Below are 20,144 nucleotides of genomic sequence, written 5' to 3' on the forward strand. Positions count from 1 at the left end.
GTATCCTCTAGCTGTTGCTGTTCTGAACGACTTTCACAGGTGCACTGTCCCGCAGTCCATCGCTGCCGCGTAAGACAATTTCCTGACCGGTACGTAAAGCATTGCTGTAAATAGCAACCCTTTCGCCCATATCCGTCACCAGTTCCACCGGAACCTGCTTGGCTTTGCCAGCCTCGATCGCAAACACAAACCACTGATTTTGTCGCTGGGTCAGCACGTCACGCGACACCACAAAGCTGCGGCGATCAGCGGGCATTTCTAACGTGCCAGCGATCGCCATACCAGGCAGCAAGCGCTGTCCTGCATTCTCTAGCCGCACGCGCACGCGCTGCCGTCGGGAGGATGCTTCTGCTGCTGGGACGACGGCTGTAATCGTGGTTCGCTGTTTCCACTGGGGCAGCGCCCGTGAGGTGAGCTGAATGGGCATTCCAGCCGTGACTCTGCCCGTCAGATCTTCGGGTAATTCCAGGAAAATATCCAGACGATCGCCTGCAATTAGCGACACAATTTCGCCGTTGCTTTCTACATAGTCGCCCCGACTGACCACCCGTCGATCGACAACGCCAGCAGACGTTGCTTTTACCTGCGTCCGCAGTTGGGTCAGCCGTGCCTGATTGACTTCTGCCTGGGCTGCCGTTGCATTGGCTCGCTGCGCCTCAATTTCTTCACGCATGGGACCCGCCTGCGCTTCTGCCAGTTGTGCTTGTGCCTGGAGTCGCTCGCCCCGCGCCGTATCGACGTTGGCTTTTGCCTCGACCAGCAGCCGTTGCGACAGCGCCCCGTCTTTGACCAGCGCAGAGGTGCGGCTGAGGTTGTCGATCGCTTCCCGCTCGCGGGCTGTGGCAGCGCTGAGTGCGGCTTTGCGTTGAGCAACGATTTCGGGACGGGTCCCCACCGTTAGACGTGCCAGGTTGCTGCGCTGTTGTGCCAACTGTGCCTGTGCTCGTGCCAGCGCCAACTGCTGGTCGGCATCATCCAGCACGGCGATCGTGGTGCCCGGTGCAACGCGATCGCCCGGCTGCACGAATAGTTCCTGAATCACGCCGCTGGTTTGGGCGCGCACGGTTGCCCGCTCTGCTGCTTCTACCTGCCCCAATAGCTGCACGGGTCTAGCAGCACTACCCTCAGCGAGAGCGATCGTTTCCACGGCGCGGGGTGGAGGTGCTTGTTGGGCGACGGCAGGCTTTGAGGTTTGTCCTGCTGTGAGCGATCGCCAGGTCGCAATGCCACCCGTTGCTAGCGTTAGTAGCACGACTGCCCACACCCAGCGTTTGGGCTTAAGTGGCTGGGTTGGCTCAGGAGTAGTAGATGGGTCAGGAGTCTGAACTTGAGGGTCAACGTTGTTCATAGTTCGCAATGAAAGGGCTAGAGAACAAAAGCGTTGCGTCAATCGTTATTCAGAAGTTTCAAGCAGACGGATAAATTAGCGGTAAAAGCTTTGTGAAAAAAAGTTTATATTTACTTTACAAAAAGATAGCAGTTAATCTGCTGTTAGCCTTTGATTTCTAACCGTTCCGCAGGGAGTTTTGTAAGCGTGCCATCTAGCGGAATGGCAATCGTAAACGTGGAGCCGTGCCCAACTTGGCTAGCAAGTTCCACGCGACCGCCATGTGCCTGAGCGATCGCTGTAACGATCGACAAGCCCAAGCCGTAGCCTTCACTGTAGGCATCGCCTGTTGCCCGTACAAAGCGTTCAAAAATGCGGGTTTGATCAACGGATGCAATGCCTTCGCCCGTATCGCTGACCCATAAGTAGGCACAGTCTCCTTTTACCGAGGAACCAAGCGTAATTGGATCGCCTGGTTTCGTGTGTCGGATGGCATTCTGAATCAGATTCATCACGGCTTGCGTCAGCCGTTGGCGATCGACCGTGATCGGGCTTAACCCTTTTGACTCCAAGCGCCAAGCGCGATCGGCAAGTCCCCGTGCCTTGAGGTAGACCTCCTCCGTCAACCAGTCCAGTTCTTCTGGCTTGAGCCGCAGAAAGTCCGATCGCTCCGCTTTTGCCAGCAGCAGTAAATCGTTTACTAGACGGCTCATGCGTTCCAGCTCATCCATCACTAGGGCGATAGACGCGTCCTTCTCTGGCTGGTATTGCAGCATTTCCAGATGTCCCTGAATCACCGTGATCGGCGTTCGCAGCTCATGGCTAGCATCCTTCAAAAACTCTTTTTGGCTATCGAAGGCAGCTTGCAAGCGATCGAGCATTTCGTTTACGGTAGTCGCCAACTCAGCAATTTCATCCCTACCTTGCACCGGAAGGCGTTGAGTCATATCGGACTCGGTAATGGAATGTGCTGTCTTTGTAAGCAACCGCAGCGGATACAGCACCCGTCCAGCCGTAAACCAGGCAAGCAAGAAGAAGATCAGCAGCAGCACAAACGTTACCTGCATTACCAATCCGATCGCACTCCGCGCAATCTGATAATCCAGTGTGCTGTCATTCAGAACTACGATTAAGCCGGTTTCATTGGTCGCCTGCCAGGTTACAGGCTCTACCACATAGTAAAGCTGTTTCTCCTGAGCTTTAGCTTGACGGCGTTCTCCTGCCACCGTTGTCCAGGTTTGTATCAGTTTAGAGTGCTGCGTTAGCCAGTCTGACGGTAGTGCTGGCTTAGTGTCATAAACGCGATTGCCCACCAGCGTAATGATGTATTCACCTCGCGTCGGCACATAGCTAGAGAGCAAGCGATCGAACAACACACTGATATTACTGGGTCCTAAATTTCCTTTTTCACGATGCTTTTGCACTAACACCGTAAACTGGTTCGCCTGCTGCAACGCGGAGTCTTCTGCCTGGATGCGGATGCGATCGCAGAAAAGGCTATACGTTGTCTGAATTGAGATAAAGACAGTGCCCGTTGTTAGCAAAAAGTACCAAACCAGTAGCCGGGTGCGAACACTGAAAAAGGCACGATACCAATGGTTCTTCATTAGCTCAATCCATCAGTGCTGGAAAGCAAGGGCATAAAGCCTTTCACCTCAACGGCTTTACTTTAGCAATGATTCAAGATTGAGATAAATGGTAACTAAACGGCTGATGAAAAAACTTTTATAAAAAACGACACTGAGGCTTACTGAATAGCAGCACCAGCCCAGGTCTCTGTTTGAACTCTGAACTATAAACACAGAGGGAGCAAGAGCTGTCCTCTAGCTCAACCCGCTTCTAGCTCAGATGTCCTGTAGCAGCGCAACTCCACATAATTTTCAGCACTGTCATTAAGCTGCTAATACTATGATTTCGCTTTTGAGGCTTTGGCTTTCAAGTTGGTGAGCGATCGACAACTTTGCGTCTGCTCCCTTGTCGTTTCCAGGCATCAACGCACAGTTTTTCACTATGACATCTAGCTGTTTACCACAGACATTACTTTTCCCGCTTCCATTTTGGCGACAGGACTTCGATGGTGTAGTGCAAGACTTTAGTGGTGCATTGCAACCATACTTTTGGTGCACAGCAGTCGATGTAGACTGCCTGGCTCGCCTTTATGAAAAATGGGTATGCTGACTTAAACCAAAAGCCAACCAGGAAACCACGGTCTTTTACCACCAGGATGAGTGAACCATGAACCAGCCAGTGATCGATGCGCTAGAGAAAGTTCGTCAACAGTTTGACCAGGCTCCATACCCTAGAATTCCGCTAGAGCAATCTCCCAAAGATGATGCCACCAGACTTTATACACACAGCTTAGTCACAGCCTTCTACCTCAGAAATCAGCAGATCATCAACACGCAAGGAGCCGTCATTCTGGATGCAGGTTGCGGCACTGGCTATAAGTCCTTGATGTTGGCAGAGGCGAACCCAGGAGCCACGATCGTCGGTGTTGACCTCTCCTCAGAATCCGTCAAGCTAGCAGAACAACGCCTGAAGCATTACGACTTTCATAACGCTGAGTTTCATGCCATCTCGATCGAAGATCTGCCCAGTTTGAAGCTGCAATTTGACTATATTAATGCGGATGAAGTGCTGTATTTGCTACCTGACCCAGTTGCAGGGCTTCAGGCAATGCGGTCAGTCTTAAAGCCAAATGGCATTATCCGCACTAACTTTCACAGTGCCTTGCAGCGGATGATCTACTTCCGCGCTCAAGCCTTCTTCAAGTCAGTGGGGCTGATGGGTGGCACCACTCAGGACGAGGATATAGAGCTGGTGCGGCAAACCATGCGATCGTTGAAGAACCACGTTTTTCTTAAATCCACGGTCTGGAACCCAAATTTTGAAACGGATGACGAAATTGTTCTCGCCAACTATCTGCTTCAGGGTGACAAAGGTTGGACAATTCCAGAGTTTTTTGCTGCAATGCGTGCGGCTGATCTGGAATTCATTAGCATGGTGAACTGGCGAAAGTGGGATCTGCTCAGTCTCTTTACCGATATTGAAGAACTTCCCATTTCTGTGACGTTGGAAATCGGCGAAAAATCGGCAGAGGAGCAGCTACACCTGTTTGAACTGCTGCATCCAGTCGATCGCCTGCTGGATCTGTGGTGTGGTCATCCGCATGAGGGGATGCCTTACACACCAGTAGCAGAATGGACAGCCGATTCCTGGCAAACTGCCTACGCACATCTTCATCCGCAGCTAAAAACGGCGGCGCTGAAAGAAGATCTCATTGCTTGCATTACACAATCAAGCCCTTTTGAAATCAGCCGTCATCTCAAGATTGTTGATGAGCCTGTAAGCATCGACAGCTTTATGGCAGGCTGTCTGCTGCCCCTGCTAGAGCAACCGCAACCCGTGACAGCTCTAGCGCAGCGGTGGCAAATGCTCCGCCCCTTCAACCCTGTGACGCTGGAGCCAACCACGCTGGAAAACGCCTTTGAACGAGTGCAACAACTCCTTACAACGCTTGAAAGCCTAGGCTACATTCTGCTGGAGTGCCCAGCATAAGAGCCTTTGAAATAATTGCTCAAACTTTCTGCGTTGGGGTGATATGAAAGCTGACTAAAGTGGGCAAGTTAGATTCAGGAGTTAGAAACCCAACCCCAACACCAACCCCGCATCTTTAAGGAGATCCTCTCATGAAGTCCGAATTTAAAGCAAAGTTCTTGAGCCACTTGATTCAAAAGAAAGAAGCTCAAGGCTTCACCCTGATTGAACTGTTGGTTGTTATCATCATCATCGGTATTCTGTCTGCTATTGCACTGCCTTCCTTCCTTAACCAGGCAAACAAAGCGAAGCAATCCGAAGCTAAGACCTACGTTGGCTCCATGAACCGAGCGCAACAAGCCTACTATCTGGAAAAGAACGCCTTTGCAGCTAACGGTAACTTTGGTGAACTGGGTCTTGGCGTTGCGACTCAAACAACCAACTACATCTACAAAATCAACGGTGGTGGCATTAATACCACTCAGGTGACAAACTTCGCTGACACTGTAGTTGCTACCGCTCCCCTCAAAACCTATATCGGTGGAGTCAATGTTGGCTCCATTACGGCGACCAGCGAAGCAACTACGCTTGCCGTCCTGTGTGAAGGCAAATCGGCTATGTCCAACGGTGGTACACAAGGTAGCGGTGGTGTTGTAACGTTTAGCGCAACCGCTGCTCCTACCTGCACTGGCACCCACGTGCCCCTGCAATAGTCTCTCTTCATCACATAGGAAACCAAAGTGGGCAACGCGCCAATTTGGTTTCCTTATTTGCTCTTACGGCAATGGGCTTCGTCCTGTTGCCTTTTGTCATTTTTGTCGATCGTCTTGAGCGAAGCAGAATAGTTGTAATCGTGCATCAACTGCCAGAATTGCCCCATGAGTGATACATCTTTTTTGACCAATGGCTTAACCTGGCACCCACAGGCATATACATGGCTGCTTCAGGAAGACTATAGCAACGCAATTCGCTTTTATGAGCAGGCGATCGACGCTGAACCTGACACCAAAACGTACTATTGGCATTTAGGGTTACTGTTGCTGTTGCAGGGGCAAGAAGCAGAGGCACAGACAACCTGGCTTTTTGGTATGTCTGATGGTGAACCCGAACAAATTGATGACTGGACAGCCGAACTGATTCAGGTGCTGCAAACAGAAGCCGCACGACAAGAACTGTTGCATCATCACGCGTTTGCCTGGACTATCCGTCAACACATTCATGAAATTGATCCTGGCGACCTCGCAAATATGTTGCGTATTGTGCAGCACGCGATCGCCCTGGAAACTCTCACCAGTGAGGATCTAGAGGCATTAGGCGTGATTGAGCAACTACAAGCTGGGCAAGCGATCGATGGTGACGCGACCTTGCTGCTAGATGTGCTGGGCGGAGTTTTGGCAACGCTTTCACCCGATCCGATCGCGCTTGAGTTTGCAGATGCTTGCTTTGATCGACTTCACGAGCACGAATCCCTGATGGCAGTTTTGCTGCCCGCTGTGATCAAACTGGCGTTTTCGATGCGGCAACCACTCTTTGCTGCACACCTGTTAGAGAGATATCTGCACCACGATCTAGAGGATGTGGAAGTCTTGGGGCATCTATCAACGTTCTATCAGAATGCTGGTCACTACGGTGAAGGCATCGCCGCTGCACAACGGCGCTATGACCTGACAGACGATTTGCCAGAGAAAATTTTCTCCAGTCACCTTGTTCTGCGAGGGCTAATGACAGCAGGTGGGCATTGGCAAAAGGCGCTCAAAGCATTACAGCAACATGAGCAGTTGTTGAAAGCGCTTATTGCAGAGCCGCCTATTGACATCCATCCAGTTCGCACGACTCGTTTATTCACCTCAACTTACTTTTTGCCTTATTTCAGAGATGATTTGAGCCAGAACCGTGCCCTTCAAAATCAAGTGATGGCGCTGTGCTGTAACAATGTGCGAACCAATGCTGAAGCCAATGTCGCTCACTATCAGCAGCGAAACTATTCTAGTCGAGGCAGCACTGCACCTCGATCGCTGAAGATCGGGTACTTGTCGCACTGTATGGGTAGGCATTCAGTTGGCTGGCTAGCACGATGGTTGCTGCAATACCACGATCGCGATCGGTTTCAGCTCTATGGCTACTTCATTAATGAACGGCAAAACGATGCGCTGTACGATTGGTACATTAGTCAGTTTGATACGGTGTGGCGGCGTGGTGTTGATGGCTCCAACAATACGGTGGAGTTAGCAGACAGAATTGCTCACGATGAAATTGATATCTTAATCGATTTAGACAGCATTACCTTAGATTTGAACTGCGAAATCCTCTCGCTCAAGCCAGCACCCATTCAAGTAAGCTGGCTAGGCTGGGATGCATCAGGCATTCCAACAGTTGACTATTTCATTGCCGACCCCTACGTGCTGCCTGATTGGGCACAAGACTATTACCCAGAAAGAATCTGGCGCTTGCCCCAAACTTATATTGCAGTAGATGGCTTTGAAGTAGGTGTGCCAACGTTACGCCGCGACCAGCTTCAAATTCCAGAGGATGCGATCATCTACCTTAGCGGACAGAAAGGCTACAAGCGTCACGCTGATACAGTGCGTCTGCAAATGAAGATTCTTGCAGCAGTACCTAAGGGCTATTTTTTGATTAAAGGGTTGGCTGACGAAGCCGTGATGAAAAACTTTTTTATCGAAATTGCCGAAGAAGAAGGGGTAGCTAGCGATCGTCTATGCTTCCTCTCGGAAGTTGCCTCCGAAGCAACCCATCGAGCTAATTTAGGCATTGCTGATGTTGTCTTAGACACCTTTCCCTACAATGGAGCGACGACAACGCTAGAAACACTTTGGATGGGTATTCCACTCGTGACGCGGGTAGGTGATCAATTCGCCGCACGGAATAGCTACACCATGATGATGAATGCAGGCATTACCGAAGGCATTGCTTGGACGGATGAGGAGTATGTTGAGTGGGGCATTCGGCTGGGCAAAGAGCCTGCACTGCGGCAGCAAGTTGCCTGGAAGTTGCGCCAGTCTAAACATACCTCACCCCTCTGGAATGGTAAGCAGTTTACTCGTGAGATGGAAAACGCTTACGAGCAAATGTGGAAAATTCATACGCAGTAAGGTGCTCGCAATTGTCAAATGGCTTAACTCTAGTCTTAGAGAATGTCTTAAAAGTCCGCTTTCTTGTAGCTTTGGCGACTAAATACTTCTTCGGAGACGCGATGCGAACGCAGCTACATGGATCAAACCTGTCTATAGCCTGACAGCACTCAAGAAATGCAGGTTATAAAACTCTTTTATTCGGGTAGTCCACGCCGGCGGGATCTGTTTTCGTGGTCACGGCTTTAGCCGCCAGACACTTTTCAAACAACCTCTTAAGTCTGCTTGCCCGACAAGCTGCTTGTAGCTAGCGGTTAAAACTGTTTCCACAGCAGCAACGCTTGCTTTCACAGACTTAAGCAGCACTCCTTAACACGCCGCGTTTCTTTAATACCGTAGGCTATAGGCAAGTTTTGCTTGGACAGCGGCAGTTTCCGCCAGGCGAGGCAAAAGAAGTTGGTCATATCCTCGCAAGGGCTATGATTGCTTATCCTTACGAGGATATGATTTAGGCTGCTAAAAACGGCTGCAAAACCTTCTAATGATAGCTCTGCCGCATAGGAATATCTTCCTTTAATAATGGGTTGCTTAACGGTTCACGAGACGCAATAAAGACAGCTCGTTTGAATTCCAATTGAGTCAGGTCAGCCGACCAGTCAATGGGGAACTCCTCGTGATCTGGCTGTGTGATGGGCATATAAACAAACGCAAAATGCTTTTTGAGCTGGTTATAGACCCAAAGCCTTGTAGGACGACAGCCCTGCCCTGTGATACTTTGGGTTGGACTATCAGCGGGTTCAGGGCAAGGGTTAAGCGATTCACCTTGATCAAAAGAAACAACCGTTTCCAGCAGTAATAGCCCTTGGCAGTGGTTAGCCATGAAAGCGATCGCTTCGGCTGGGTTTTGCAGATGGTAGAGCAACCCATAGCAGTAAACAATGTCAAACGATTGCTCTAAACCGTTACCAGGATGATCAAGGTCTAACAGCCTTACGTCTAAGTCAGGATACCGCTGCTTTAGAAGCTCAAAATTGTCTTGCCGACCTTCAGTGCTAACGACTTGGCAGTTGCGCTCAAGAAAGAACGGTGTGTGATCACCAATGCCTGCTCCTACTTCCAAAACGGTCATACCAGTCAAATTTAGGTTCAGGCTCGCTAGATGAGCCTGTCGTTTCTGATTGTGCTGTAAGTAGTGGGCAGAGTTGAATGATTGCACTGGAGAGGCGTAAGTAGTTGATGCCGTAGGTGGATTTGCTGCTAGAAAGGCGGCAGCAGCACCTGTAATGTAATCTTGTAAGTTAGCAACGGCTGGAAATGTACTTAGCCCAGCGTGAACCAGTTCAGGAATTTGAGTTAGGCTTTCAACAATGTGGTTTGCAACGTTATAAATTGGGTCGTTGCCGTAGTGCAGCGTCAGGTGCTCCAGCAGTTCCAACGCATAGTCAGTGAACTCTAAGGCGTCTGCAATGCAAGCAAGCTTAAAAAGCTGATCAGGGCTTTTGAATTGAGCGTTTGTATCTTCTTGAAGGAGATCTCGGAAGTAAATAGCATCTGCCCAGAGCACCTGACCAGGACGTTCTGTGGAATGGAGTAGCGATCGCTGCCCCTGCGAAAGCGGCGCTAAGTCAAAGAGCGTAAAGCCTTGCTGTCTCAGGTAGGTATCAACATCAGCAAACAATGGCTCGTTGGCATACAGGTGAGAAAATTCAACCTCGACTTGAATTGCCAAAACACTGCGTTCTAACAGCCAGGATGCGCCTTCTAAAACCTGCAAACTTGCACCCTGCACGTCAATTTGCAAAAAATCAATTTCATCAATACCTTCAGTTTGAAAGACTGTATCTAAATTAGTAGTTTCGATGTCAGTCGTAGACTCTAAAGCCACCATCTCTTGCAAGCGCAGAAACCGTTTTAAGTAAGGAGCATTAGGTGTGTATAACGAGCTACACTGCGGGTTATTCGTGATGTACAGGGTTGATGTGCCTACTTCTTTGGCGATCGCTAAGGGAAAGTGTTGTTCGAGCCAATTAATCTCGCGCCTCTCAACATCAGCATTTGCGGCTTCGCAAGCGGCAGCATCAGCATCAAACCCATAAATCGTCAAATTAGGCGCAAACATACCCCATGCTTGCGTTCCGTAGTCATCTTTAGTGCCCGTTTTGCGAGAACCAACATTGCAAAGGGTGACATGAACTGGATCTAAACAACCGTTTTTCTTGAGACTTGGAAGAAAAAATGCCATAGGTAAGGCTCTCAAAGGATAGATTGAACAGCGTTTTTACTTTCGCAGACCAAAGGTTGCCACCTTCGCCAGCGGTACTGCGATGATGTTGAGGTTTCCCTGTAAATCTTCTACAGAGTCAATTGCAACTAATGTCTGTAAATAGGGCTGATAGCGGAAGAGTTGATAACCATTAGCGTTCAAGAAATTAGCGACTGGTGAATTGCTACCTTGATTGCCACTGATGTTTTCATACATGATGACGGGTGCAAACTCGGTTAGTAGTCGATCGCTGCCCAGCAACACTTGCAACTCATGACCTTCGGCATCAATCTTTAAAAAATCGACCTGAGTTAGTTTTTCTTGCTTCATCAAGCTGTCTAACGAAAAGCAAGCAACATCTTCAAACGGTCCAGTTTGTGTCGTGCTCTCTGTTTCAGCCGTGACAATCTGATTCATTTCACTGGCAGTCTGTAGTAATAGCCGTGCTGTGCCGTCATAATCACTCGCTGCGCCCTGACAGACTGTCACCCAATCGAACTGATTGAGGCGGCACGTTTCCTGTAAACACTGCACACAGCCAGAAAAAGGTTCGATCGCCAGCACCCGTCCACTGGCGCCTACTTGAGAAGCCGCACTAAAGGTGTAGACACCCACATTGGCTCCGACATCAATCACAGTCATGCCGGGTTGAATGGCATTGCGCCAGAACTCCATTTCGTGTTCAAACCAATCGCCTGCACCTAGCAATACGCTCGTCACAATGCTGTGAAAGCTAGGCTCAACCACCAGTAGCAGGTTACCTTCAAACGGAACACAAGTTGTTGAACCGTCTGCTGCAAGTTTTGCCCACTGCCACTCGATCACGTTGGGGTGTTGCATATGTAAGGCGTGAGCCGTTTCTAACCAGGTTGTTGCTGTTGCCGGTTGCTGCAAGGTTTGATAGGCAAGGTAGAGGGCTTGCAGAATCGGTGAATGGTTGGGTGCAAGCTGATTAGCACGCTGTAAATGAATGAGTCCTTCCCACTGATCACTGATGAGATTGGCGAGACCAAGCCGCAAGTGAACAGCGGCAGAGTCTGGTAAGAGTTGGGCAGCAACTTGGAGCAAACGGCGTCCAGTTGCATTGTAGAAGACTGCTTGCGATCGCCAGACAATTTCCCCAAGCAACAGCACACTCTGCTGAAACGCATTTGTGTCTGTCCAAAGTCTGCTTGAGCCTTCAGAATAAGGCGATCGCGGCTCCTGCCATAGAACCGGGACGTAGATTAAACCGGGTGCAGCAGCTTGGCTGGTAAAAGCAGGTTGCAGAACGTTGATTAATGCGGGGAAGGCAATCTGAACGGCTTTTTCTGTCTCTCCAATCAGAGTATGGGCAAGGGCAAGATGAGCCGCACAGAGCGGGTGGGCATCGGCTCCATTTTCAAAGGCTGCAATCGCGGTTTCCATATAGAGACCACGGAGATCAGGATCTGTGTTTTGTTCTGCCTCAACTAGGGCAATGACTCCGTGGTTGTTCCAATCGAGTGGCGACTGTGGCTCGTCCCAATTGGTTACTTCTAGCGCCGTATGGATGTGGGATAAAGTGGCAGGGTTGATCGACGGACATACCTGCTGGATGTGTTGCCAATAAAGGCTGGCATGGGGGGAGGTGTTCATGGGGGTAAGAACGGTTTCACCCTGTTAGTCTGCCCTGCGATCGCGCCCAATGACACACTTGCAAATGCGTTATCGTTAGCCCTCTCATTGCCAGTGAGGCAAGGCATCCCATTGCAGCTACGAATATTTGTCCGTCTTCATGGACGTTTCAGGAACGTTGCACCTTGCATTCGTTACAGCGGCATAACAGCAAACTTTGTGCTGTCATACCGCTGGAGCATTTTAGGCTTCTACTTTCACGCCTTTCCAAAAGGCAATGTAGCCAGTGATATTTTTGGCAGCATCTTTGGGCGTGGGGTAGTACCAGGCAGCATCCGGGTTGGTTTTGCCATCCACTTCGATCGTGTAGTAGCTGGCAGTGCCCTTCCACGGACAGCCCGTGTGGGTGTTGCTCTCTTTGAAATATTCGCGATGGATTGCATCAGGTGGAAAGTATTGATTGCCTTCTACCACTTCGCACCGATCGCTCTCGGCTAGCACAGCACCATTCCAAATTGCTTTCGGCATCGTTTGTCATCTAATAACAACAACCAAAGCCTAGCGAACTCTGATCGTTGCTGCAAGGTAAAGCGGCTGGTAGTCAACTTTGTTTGATGCTTAGAACGGGCTAAACTGAGCTTTATGATGACGATGCTACCGCCCGAAAGCGCCCAATTAACCGAAGCCACGTCGATCGCGCTGGCACAAAGCCTTGAGCGCACAGACATTTCAACATCGCTCTGTGCTTCACCGATCGCCACTGCCTACATCCGCAAAGGCTCCGGTGGCATACCGATCGTGCTGCTACACGGTTTTGATAGCTCTGTGTTTGAGTTTCGTCGTCTGCTGCCGCTATTGGCAGAAACGCAAGAAACCTGGAGCGTCGATTTGCTTGGCTTTGGTTTTACCGATCGCCCTGCTGGCAGTCTCTTCAGCCCAGCCGCGATTAAAACTCATCTTTATCACTTTTGGAAAACGCTCATTGCTCGACCCATGATTTTGGTGGGTGCGTCGATGGGTGGAGCCGCTGCGATCGATTTTGCGTTGACCTATCCCGATGCTGTACAGAAACTGGTACTCATTGACAGCGCTGGTTTTGCACGCGGTCCAGCAATGGCACGGTTCCTCTTTCCACCGTTGGGTGAACTCGCAGCTAACTTTCTTCGTAGCCCCAGTGTGCGACGCAGGGTGAGCTTTCAGGCATACTACGACTCTAGTTTTGTCTCACCTGATGCACTTGTGTGTGGTGCCCTGCATTTAACCTGTCCTAACTGGCAGCAGGCGATTATTTCATTTACCAAAAGCGGTGGCTACAACTTTCTAGCAGACAAAATTGCAGCGATCGAACAGCCAACCCTCATTGTATGGGGCGACTCCGACAAGATTTTGGGCACACAAGATGCCACTAAATTTCAGCAGGCGATTGCCCACAGCAAACTCGTTTGGGTGAAAAACTGTGGTCACGTGCCTCATTTGGAACAGCCTCAAGTGACAGCAGCAGCGATTCTGGACTTTAGCATTGAAAGGCAGGGCTGAAGGCTAAAGGCAGAAGGCAGAAGGCTAAATTAAACCCATTCCCACCTCTTCACTCTTCCACCCCTTCACTCTTCCCCCATGCCTCAAATTAACGATCCCGCGATCGTCACTGAACTCACAGCACTGTATCTCACCTACGAAAAGGCGTTGGTCGAAAATGATCTTGCTACGCTAGACAACTTGTTTTGGGATTCTCCTGATGTTTTGCGGTTTGGCGTCACCGAAAATCTTTATGGCATGGAGGCAATCAAAGCCTTTCGGCAAGGTCGCTCGACCAAAAACCTGGAGCGAGATATTTCTAACCTCAAAGTGGTCACCTTTGATGCTGATACTGCGATCGTCACGCTAGAGTTTCAGCGCCTTAATAATAATGTGCTCCGCGCAGGCAGACAAAGCCAAGTCTGGCGCAAATTGCCGCAGGGGTGGAAGATTGTTTCGGCTCATGTTTCACTGCTGCCAGGGTAGGAGGCAGCGGGGATGAAGGAGTGAAAGCGTGATGGAGTAAAGGATGAAGAGGAAGTAGTTTGCTAGAAGTAGTTTGCTGAGTTCCTCACGTTCAAAATAAGCTAAAGGCTGAATTAACTCAAAACTCAAAACTTTTACCCCTCCCCCTTTTCTCCCGTGGTCCTCTCCTTCACACCCTTTGCCGCGTTGACTCAACCTCAGCTAGAAAGCTGGGTGGCGCAAGCGAAGGTCTATGCTCACGCTGGGCGCTTGCCGGACTATATTCCTTTACTGGCACAGGCAGACGCTGAACTAATTGCTATAGGCATACGAACAACAGAAGGACAGGGATACGTTGCAGGCGCGATCGACCAACCATTTGCGTTAATGAGTGTGGTCAAGCCGTTGTTGCTGCTGTTCTTGCTAGAAACATTGGGTTGGGATGCAGTCTTTGCGCGAGTGGGTATTGATCCGTCAGAACAGCCCTTTCATTCACTGGCACAATTAAATGCTGATCGTGGCTTTCCACGTAACCCGATGCTCAACAGTGGCGCGATCGCGCTTGCTGCCATGCTGCCGGGAGAGAAGGGTGCTGAGCGGTGCGAGACGCTGCGGCTGTGGCTTAACCAGGCTGCTGGAAGCCGTTTTGTGCTGGACACTGCCATGCTCGCATCGGTACGATCGTTGCGAAACGAGGTCAATCGGGCGATCGCAGATGTCCTTCTGCGAGCAGGCTACATTAATCATGTTGAATCTGCCCTTGATACCTACAATCATCTTTGCTGTCTCGCCGGCACCGTCACGGATCTAGCGCAAGTAGGACTATTACTCGCTCAACCAAATGTCCAAGTCCAGTCAATCCACCAGCGTGCGACTAATGCCCTGATGCTGACCTGTGGCTTGTATGAAGCGTCGGGTCGCTTTGCCGTACGCATTGGACTACCCACCAAATCGGGAGTCAGCGGTGCCTTGCTGTCTATCGTGCCAGGGCACGGGGCAATCGCCTGTTACAGCCCCACGTTGGATGATGCAGGCAACTCAATCGCCGGACTTTTTTTCCTGGAACAGCTTACCCAAACCTTAAACCTAAGTATTTTTGGCTAAAACAACACGAAGGCGACGTACCTGCGACCGTTTATCGTTGCCTGGTCTGCTTGAGGAGCAATGGCGATCGCAGACCTTTGGGCAACAAGCTACTATAAAGAAAGGTGAAGTGATTAGAAATCGGAGTCAAAACTTATGGCAATTTTTGGACTTGGCAAAAAGCTCAGCCTTCCGACTCCTGAAGAAGCCTTGCCAGGGCGTACAGAACCCATTCCTGTACCAGCTAAACACTTTGTTAATGGTAATCCGCTCAAACCTCCTTATCCAGAAGGTTTTGAGGTCGCAGTGTTTGGCTTGGGTTGTTTTTGGGGTGCAGAGCGCAAATTTTGGCAGCAAAACGGCGTTTTTTCGACTGCTGCTGGTTACGCTGCTGGCATCACGCCTAATCCAACCTATCAGGAAGTTTGTTCGGGTCGGACAGGGCATAACGAGGTTGTTCAGGTTGTCTTTGACCCGGCTGTGATTAGCTACGAGGCGCTGCTCAAAGTTTTTTGGGAAAGCCATAACCCGACCCAAGGTATGAGACAGGGAAATGATACGGGCACTCAATACCGCTCTGGCATTTACACCTATTCTGACGAACAGCGCCAACTAGCGGAGGTCTCCCGTGCTACCTATCAGAAAGCGCTCAATGCTTCCGGCTATGGGGAAATCACTACTGAAATTATTGATGCGCCTGAGTTTTACTACGCAGAAGGGTACCATCAACAATACCTCGCCAAAAATCCAGGTGGCTACTGCGGTCTAAGTGGAACAAATGTGACTTGCCCGATCGGTGTTGTCACTGCATAGCAACTGTCGTAGATCTGCAAGCTAGGTAGAACTCATCAACTAGGTTTTGACTGCACTCAACCGTTTGTTGTAGAGCGAGTGCAGTCGATTCTCAATTTAAAGGGACTTTCTTCTTTCCCCTCTGACCGAGTGACCTTTGGGTTTTGAAGCTTGCTGGCTTACGTTTCGTCGGCATCCACCCAAACTTTCATTTCGTTGAGCGTGAGTGGTCCAAATTGGGTTGCCAGGGCAACATCAGCGGCATCGCGCCCATAGGCGATCGCAATCCGATTACCCCGTGGCTTTGGCTGGGTGGCATCAAAGGTAAACCAGCGACCCTCTGTAGAAGAGCCGCGATCGCCTAGATAGACTTCAAACCAGGCGTGCAGATCCATCGGGTCAAGCTGGTAAAGATAGCCGACCACCATACGCGTTGGAATGCTGAGGCTCCGACAAAGGGCAATCCCTAGATGAGCAAAATCTCGGCAAACGCCAACGTGGTTTTTAGCAATGTCGATCGCTGACGTAGACGCATCGCTAGTGCCGTATTCGTAGGTTACATTCGTGTGAATCCAATGGCGAATGGCTTCTACTTGCCCATAACCCGGTGCACTGTCGCCGACAATCTCAGTTGCTAAGTTACCCAGACGATCGGCTTCACAGTAGCGGCTAGGCAACAAAAATTGCAGCACGGTATCGGGTAGATTCTGCACGGGAAGATAGGGTGCATCCGGTTCAACATCAATTGCATCGGCAGTTTCAACACAGGCAGTGGTGTAAACGCGAAAGACACCCTCAGGAGTCATCAACCGCTGACACAGATTGCCGTAGCTGTCTGTATATTCAACGATCGGTGTACTTGGTTCTAGCGTATATTCTTCGCGCACCACCCACTGACCCAAACCACTACGCGGTCGCAGCATTAGAATCAGAGGGGTGGGGGCGCTTGCCTCAAAAGATAGTTCACAACCAGCATTCAATCGCATCTGCACCTCTCTATTCAATCGGTAGCACTAACTATTTCTACGAAGCGATCCAGCGACTTACCACCATTGGCGATTATCCCAAAACCAACGTCGCTGTTGGCGGCGAGGCTCTGTTAGTGGTTGTCCGCGTAAAATTGTCCAAGTGACAGCATCCACTACACCATCATTTCTTAGCTTGTGCTGCTGTTGAAAAGCGGTGATACACCGCTGCGTTCCAGGGCAAAAAATGCCGGTGCGCTCGATTGCGTAGCCATTAATATGCAGCAAACCCTGTAATTCCGCCACATCCGCGCCCGTGTGCCCTGGTCGGAGCAAGCGACTGCCTGGTTGGACAGTTGTTTTCAAGGCGATCCATGTTTTTGGTCCCACACAGCCGTCAATCCTCAACCCGTGCTGTCGCTGAAAGGCTTTGACTGCCGCCTCTGTTACATAGCCAAAGTTACCGTCTACCCGCACCTTTGAGAACCCGTGAGCAACAAGTAGTTCCTGTAGTTCAGCAACATTGGCTCCCATATCCCAGGGATGCACCGTTGAACCAACCGTTACAGCATTAGCGATTATGTGTGCTGTCCATGCATGGGGTTCCACTGGTTGAATGCTCCTTCGTCATGCTAGACGCACTGACACGCACGGCGTTAAAGGCGTCTCTTTCTTCCTACCCTATCAGGATCGCCCCATGCAAGTGGCAATGTTGGCGACAAACGCTAAACTGAGTGCGGCGATGTCGCAGTTACGTCATTTACACACGCTAACTCTGGTAATGGTGGAAGGAATCTTCAAGATTGATCACCGTTGCGCTCAAGGAAGTATGTTTTGATAGAAAAGCGATCACCGGCACGACAACAGCCAGGTACTTCAAGGGAGCAGGGATTTAGTGCCATGAAGAAATTAGTGAGAGGGCTACGAGAGTTTCGAGCAAACTACTTCTCAACGCATCGAGAGTTGTTTGAGCAGCTTTCACACAAACAAAAGCCAAGGGTGCTGTTCATTACCTGCTCCGATTCTCGGATTGACCCAACCTTAATCACACAGGCAGCGCCGGGAGAACTGTTTGTCATTCGCAACGCTGGCAACATCATTCCACCCTTTGGCGCGACGAATGGTGGAGAAGGTGCAACGGTTGAGTATGCCATTCATGCACTGGGGATCGAGCAAATTGTCGTCTGCGGACATTCTCACTGTGGTGCCATGAAGGGGATGCTGCAACTGGGCACGCTCGAAGAGGAAATGCCGCTGGTTTATGATTGGCTAAGACATGCCGAAGCAACACGCCGACTGGTGATGGAAAATTACGGTGAATATGAAGGCGAGGAGCTGCTGGAGGTTGCGATCGCCGAAAACGTGCTGACGCAAATCGACAACCTCAGAACTTACCCCGTCATTCACTCACGGCTGTATCAGGGACGCCTCAAAATCTACGGCTGGATCTACCACATTGAATCAGGGGAAGTGTTTGCCTATGACGCTGCCGACCACACCTATGTACCTCTACCGCAATTTTTTGGGGATGAGCAAGATCCATCAGGGCAATCAACGGGTAACTTCCCATCGCCAGTCGCATGTGAACTGCCCCAGCGCTTTGAGCAATTGCAATCTACCTCTAAATCAACCTCTTCTAATGGCAATAAGAGTCCTATAACTCAGAACAGTCAACTGTCTGCCACTCAAGAGCTGGTGGATGAGTTTGGGCTACCCCCAGAACAGGCAGAACGGATCTACCGGGGTTCCGCTAGACGTTAGGCACGATCGCCCTAACGCCCCTATTGGTAAAGCAGACAGGCTACGATCAAGCTTTTTCAGCAAACTTGAAGAAAAACTGTGCTTGGGGGCAGCTAGAAGGAAGACGATACTTCTAGGTATGACCAGATCGGTGCACTACTATCTAATGTCTAATCAAACTCATGTCTAATAAAAAGGCAAGCTAGCTTTAGATGATGAGCAGCTTCAGCTATCGAGCTTCATTCATCGCACAACTACGCATCACACAATCAAGGAGAGTAGCATGACTGTTTTAAACTGGCGCAGAGTGATCGCGCCGCTCATGTTGTCTTTACTGCTTCTGGTGACAGGCTGTACTGCAAACGAGCCGTCACAATTTGATCAAGCACAACAAGAGAGCACTCGAAAAGGCGCACAACCCGCAGTTGCTAAAAACGCAACCCAGGGTAGCAGCTTTAATAAGTTCTTCCCTAAGCCGGGTAATGGTTATGAGCGCGTCTTTACGCAAGAGAAAAAAGGGTTTGCCGAAGCAAAGCTGAAGAAAGATGGCAAAGATTTGGCAGTGCTGGCAATTTCAGATGCTGCCAGTGACTCTACAGGTGGCATTAGCGCGACAAAGAAATTTGAAAAAAGCGTGACCAAGATTGCGGGTTATCCAGCCGTAGACGTCGGCACCACACAAACAGCCGTGCTGGTTTCCGATCGCTACCAGGTGAAGGTCTTGTCGCGTAACCCATTGTTTACCAAAGCCGATCGTCAGGCTTGGATTCAGCGGTTTGACTTAGCTGGGTTAGCAAAACTGAAGAAATAAGCGATAGCCAACTTTTAGCAGACCACTGTTTTGTAGACAAACTACTTTTAACTTATGAGCAAATCCATTTTTGAGTTGGTTGATGAGCTGCCAACCGGTGGCATTACAGTCAAAGCATTACGAGCGCTCGATTTCGCGGTTCCTGGTCAATGGCAAAACCTGACTGGCTTCACCAACACAATCCGCGATGTCACTGGCGAAACTGACGAGGCGCTAATTCAGCAAATTGGCGAACGGGCAGTCTATTTATTTAATGACAAGTCTCAGGGCTATCAGCGTGCACTTTGGCTTTACCAAACCGTAGACAGTGCTTCTGGAGCGCTGGGCGCGGCTGCTATGGCAAATAAGGTTGGGCAAGACATTTCTTTCCTGGGCTTCTTGGGCAACCTTACGCCCAAGCCAGAAAAAGCACAGAGCATTGACCTGACCGTTAAGCTCGTCGTTGAACTGGTTGCTTTTTGCCAAATTAACGGCATTCCTGGTGACAGCATTGGTGACTTTTTGGCAGCATTGGGCGACTACGGCGGCGAATCATTGATGCGGATGGCAGCACTCGTTTGTTTTGACGGGCTGATTCCGCTGGGTCCTGACTTTATCCTGAAAGGGCTGTCGACCATTCAGAATATGTCGCCCAAAGAGCTAGAAAGTAATCAGACCTTTAAGGGCGTAAACGAACTGATTCCTGGTGGTGACTCTGCTGGCAAACTCGGTTTCATCAACCAGAGTTTTGATTCGGTCAAAGGCTGGATGAGCGATTTTGTCACATCGCGCAACTTGACTCAGGACAATGTGCTTGACAACCTGACCAAGTTTGTTGAAGTCTCTAAAGACAAGCTAGATTATGTCGGCGCGTTTCTAGATATTTCAGTGAATTACTACACTCACACAGGCACACAAACACTTGCCCGTCGTTTAATTGAACGTGCTGTAGCAGAAATCTAAGCGCGATTCACCCCTTTAT

18 protein-coding genes are annotated in these 20,144 nt (G+C 50.0%); 11 read left to right on the forward strand and 7 right to left on the reverse strand.

Going from position 1 to position 20,144, the window contains the following annotated elements:
- Positions 1-7 precede the first annotated feature (7 nt).
- Complete coding sequence (locus H6F86_RS07550) at positions 8-1,348, reverse strand: efflux RND transporter periplasmic adaptor subunit (RefSeq protein ID WP_190447684.1); 1,341 nt, start codon at positions 1,346-1,348, stop codon at positions 8-10.
- A gap of 143 nt (positions 1,349-1,491) precedes the next feature.
- Positions 1,492-2,934 carry a HAMP domain-containing sensor histidine kinase gene (locus tag H6F86_RS07555; protein ID WP_190447685.1) on the reverse strand — a complete coding sequence of 481 codons (1,443 nt, stop codon included), beginning with the start codon at positions 2,932-2,934 and terminating at the stop codon, positions 1,492-1,494.
- Between the two features lie 628 nt (positions 2,935-3,562).
- Here H6F86_RS07555 and H6F86_RS07560 point away from each other — a divergent pair.
- The 3 genes from H6F86_RS07560 to H6F86_RS07570 all read left to right on the forward strand — a co-directional run bounded on the left by H6F86_RS07560 (position 3,563) and on the right by H6F86_RS07570 (position 7,974).
- A complete protein-coding gene (locus H6F86_RS07560) occupies positions 3,563-4,885 on the forward strand; it encodes a methyltransferase domain-containing protein (protein ID WP_190447687.1) in 1,323 nt (440 codons plus the stop codon).
- 131 nt (positions 4,886-5,016) lie between these two features.
- A complete protein-coding gene (locus H6F86_RS07565; protein WP_190447689.1) occupies positions 5,017-5,577 on the forward strand; it encodes a type IV pilin-like G/H family protein in 561 nt (186 codons plus the stop codon).
- A 165-nt stretch (positions 5,578-5,742) separates the two neighbouring features.
- Entirely contained in the window at positions 5,743-7,974 is a 2,232-nt protein-coding gene (locus H6F86_RS07570; RefSeq protein WP_190447690.1) for an O-linked N-acetylglucosamine transferase, SPINDLY family protein, read from the forward strand.
- Between the two features lie 517 nt (positions 7,975-8,491).
- Here the strand turns inward: H6F86_RS07570 and H6F86_RS32120 are convergent.
- The 3 genes from H6F86_RS32120 to H6F86_RS07590 form a co-directional block, all read right to left on the reverse strand.
- Positions 8,492-10,195: an FkbM family methyltransferase gene (locus H6F86_RS32120; RefSeq protein ID WP_242033414.1), complete on the reverse strand. Its 1,704-nt coding sequence runs from the start codon at positions 10,193-10,195 to the stop codon at positions 8,492-8,494.
- Positions 10,196-10,231: 36 nt separating this feature from the next.
- Positions 10,232-11,833: an FkbM family methyltransferase gene (locus H6F86_RS07585; RefSeq protein WP_190447692.1), complete on the reverse strand. Its 1,602-nt coding sequence runs from the start codon at positions 11,831-11,833 to the stop codon at positions 10,232-10,234.
- A 222-nt stretch (positions 11,834-12,055) separates the two neighbouring features.
- The gene (locus H6F86_RS07590; protein WP_190447694.1) at positions 12,056-12,340 is read right to left on the reverse strand and encodes a DUF427 domain-containing protein; all 285 of its coding nucleotides are present in this window, start codon (positions 12,338-12,340) and stop codon (positions 12,056-12,058) included.
- Positions 12,341-12,454: 114 nt separating this feature from the next.
- On the opposite strand from H6F86_RS07590, the gene H6F86_RS07595 reads away from it, so the two are divergent.
- From H6F86_RS07595 to msrA, 4 genes are all read left to right on the forward strand, one after another.
- Positions 12,455-13,348 carry an alpha/beta hydrolase gene (locus H6F86_RS07595; protein WP_190447696.1) on the forward strand — a complete coding sequence of 298 codons (894 nt, stop codon included), beginning with the start codon at positions 12,455-12,457 and terminating at the stop codon, positions 13,346-13,348.
- Positions 13,349-13,426: 78 nt separating this feature from the next.
- Positions 13,427-13,813 (forward strand): oxalurate catabolism protein HpxZ, encoded by a 387-nt coding sequence (gene hpxZ / locus H6F86_RS07600; protein ID WP_190447698.1) that lies wholly within the window; start codon positions 13,427-13,429, stop codon positions 13,811-13,813.
- A gap of 186 nt (positions 13,814-13,999) precedes the next feature.
- The gene (glsA, locus tag H6F86_RS07605; RefSeq protein ID WP_199305143.1) at positions 14,000-14,896 is read left to right on the forward strand and encodes a glutaminase A; all 897 of its coding nucleotides are present in this window, start codon (positions 14,000-14,002) and stop codon (positions 14,894-14,896) included.
- 135 nt (positions 14,897-15,031) lie between these two features.
- Positions 15,032-15,688 (forward strand): peptide-methionine (S)-S-oxide reductase MsrA, encoded by a 657-nt coding sequence (gene msrA / locus H6F86_RS07610; protein WP_190447703.1) that lies wholly within the window; start codon positions 15,032-15,034, stop codon positions 15,686-15,688.
- A 158-nt stretch (positions 15,689-15,846) separates the two neighbouring features.
- Here msrA and H6F86_RS07615 read toward each other — a convergent pair whose 3' ends face one another.
- Positions 15,847-16,590 (reverse strand): transglutaminase family protein, encoded by a 744-nt coding sequence (locus H6F86_RS07615; protein ID WP_242033415.1) that lies wholly within the window; start codon positions 16,588-16,590, stop codon positions 15,847-15,849.
- A gap of 120 nt (positions 16,591-16,710) precedes the next feature.
- Complete coding sequence (locus H6F86_RS07620; RefSeq protein ID WP_206756017.1) at positions 16,711-17,241, reverse strand: peptidoglycan-binding protein; 531 nt, start codon at positions 17,239-17,241, stop codon at positions 16,711-16,713.
- Positions 17,242-17,248: 7 nt separating this feature from the next.
- Here H6F86_RS07620 and H6F86_RS07625 point away from each other — a divergent pair, with 7 nt between their 5' ends.
- From H6F86_RS07625 to H6F86_RS07640, 4 genes are all read left to right on the forward strand, one after another.
- Positions 17,249-17,470 carry a hypothetical protein gene (locus H6F86_RS07625; protein ID WP_190447707.1) on the forward strand — a complete coding sequence of 74 codons (222 nt, stop codon included), beginning with the start codon at positions 17,249-17,251 and terminating at the stop codon, positions 17,468-17,470.
- A 62-nt stretch (positions 17,471-17,532) separates the two neighbouring features.
- Positions 17,533-18,393, forward strand: coding sequence for a carbonic anhydrase (locus H6F86_RS07630; protein WP_190447709.1), 861 nt, complete (start codon positions 17,533-17,535; stop codon positions 18,391-18,393).
- Between the two features lie 262 nt (positions 18,394-18,655).
- Positions 18,656-19,183, forward strand: coding sequence for a hypothetical protein (locus H6F86_RS07635; RefSeq protein WP_190447711.1), 528 nt, complete (start codon positions 18,656-18,658; stop codon positions 19,181-19,183).
- A gap of 54 nt (positions 19,184-19,237) precedes the next feature.
- On the forward strand, positions 19,238-20,125 hold the full coding sequence (locus tag H6F86_RS07640; RefSeq protein WP_190447713.1) for a hypothetical protein: 888 nt from the start codon (positions 19,238-19,240) through the stop codon (positions 20,123-20,125).
- Positions 20,126-20,144: the final 19 nt, after the last annotated feature.

The sequence above is a fragment of the Phormidium sp. FACHB-592 genome (assembly GCF_014695795.1).
GTDB lineage: Bacteria > Cyanobacteriota > Cyanobacteriia > Leptolyngbyales > Leptolyngbyaceae > Stenomitos.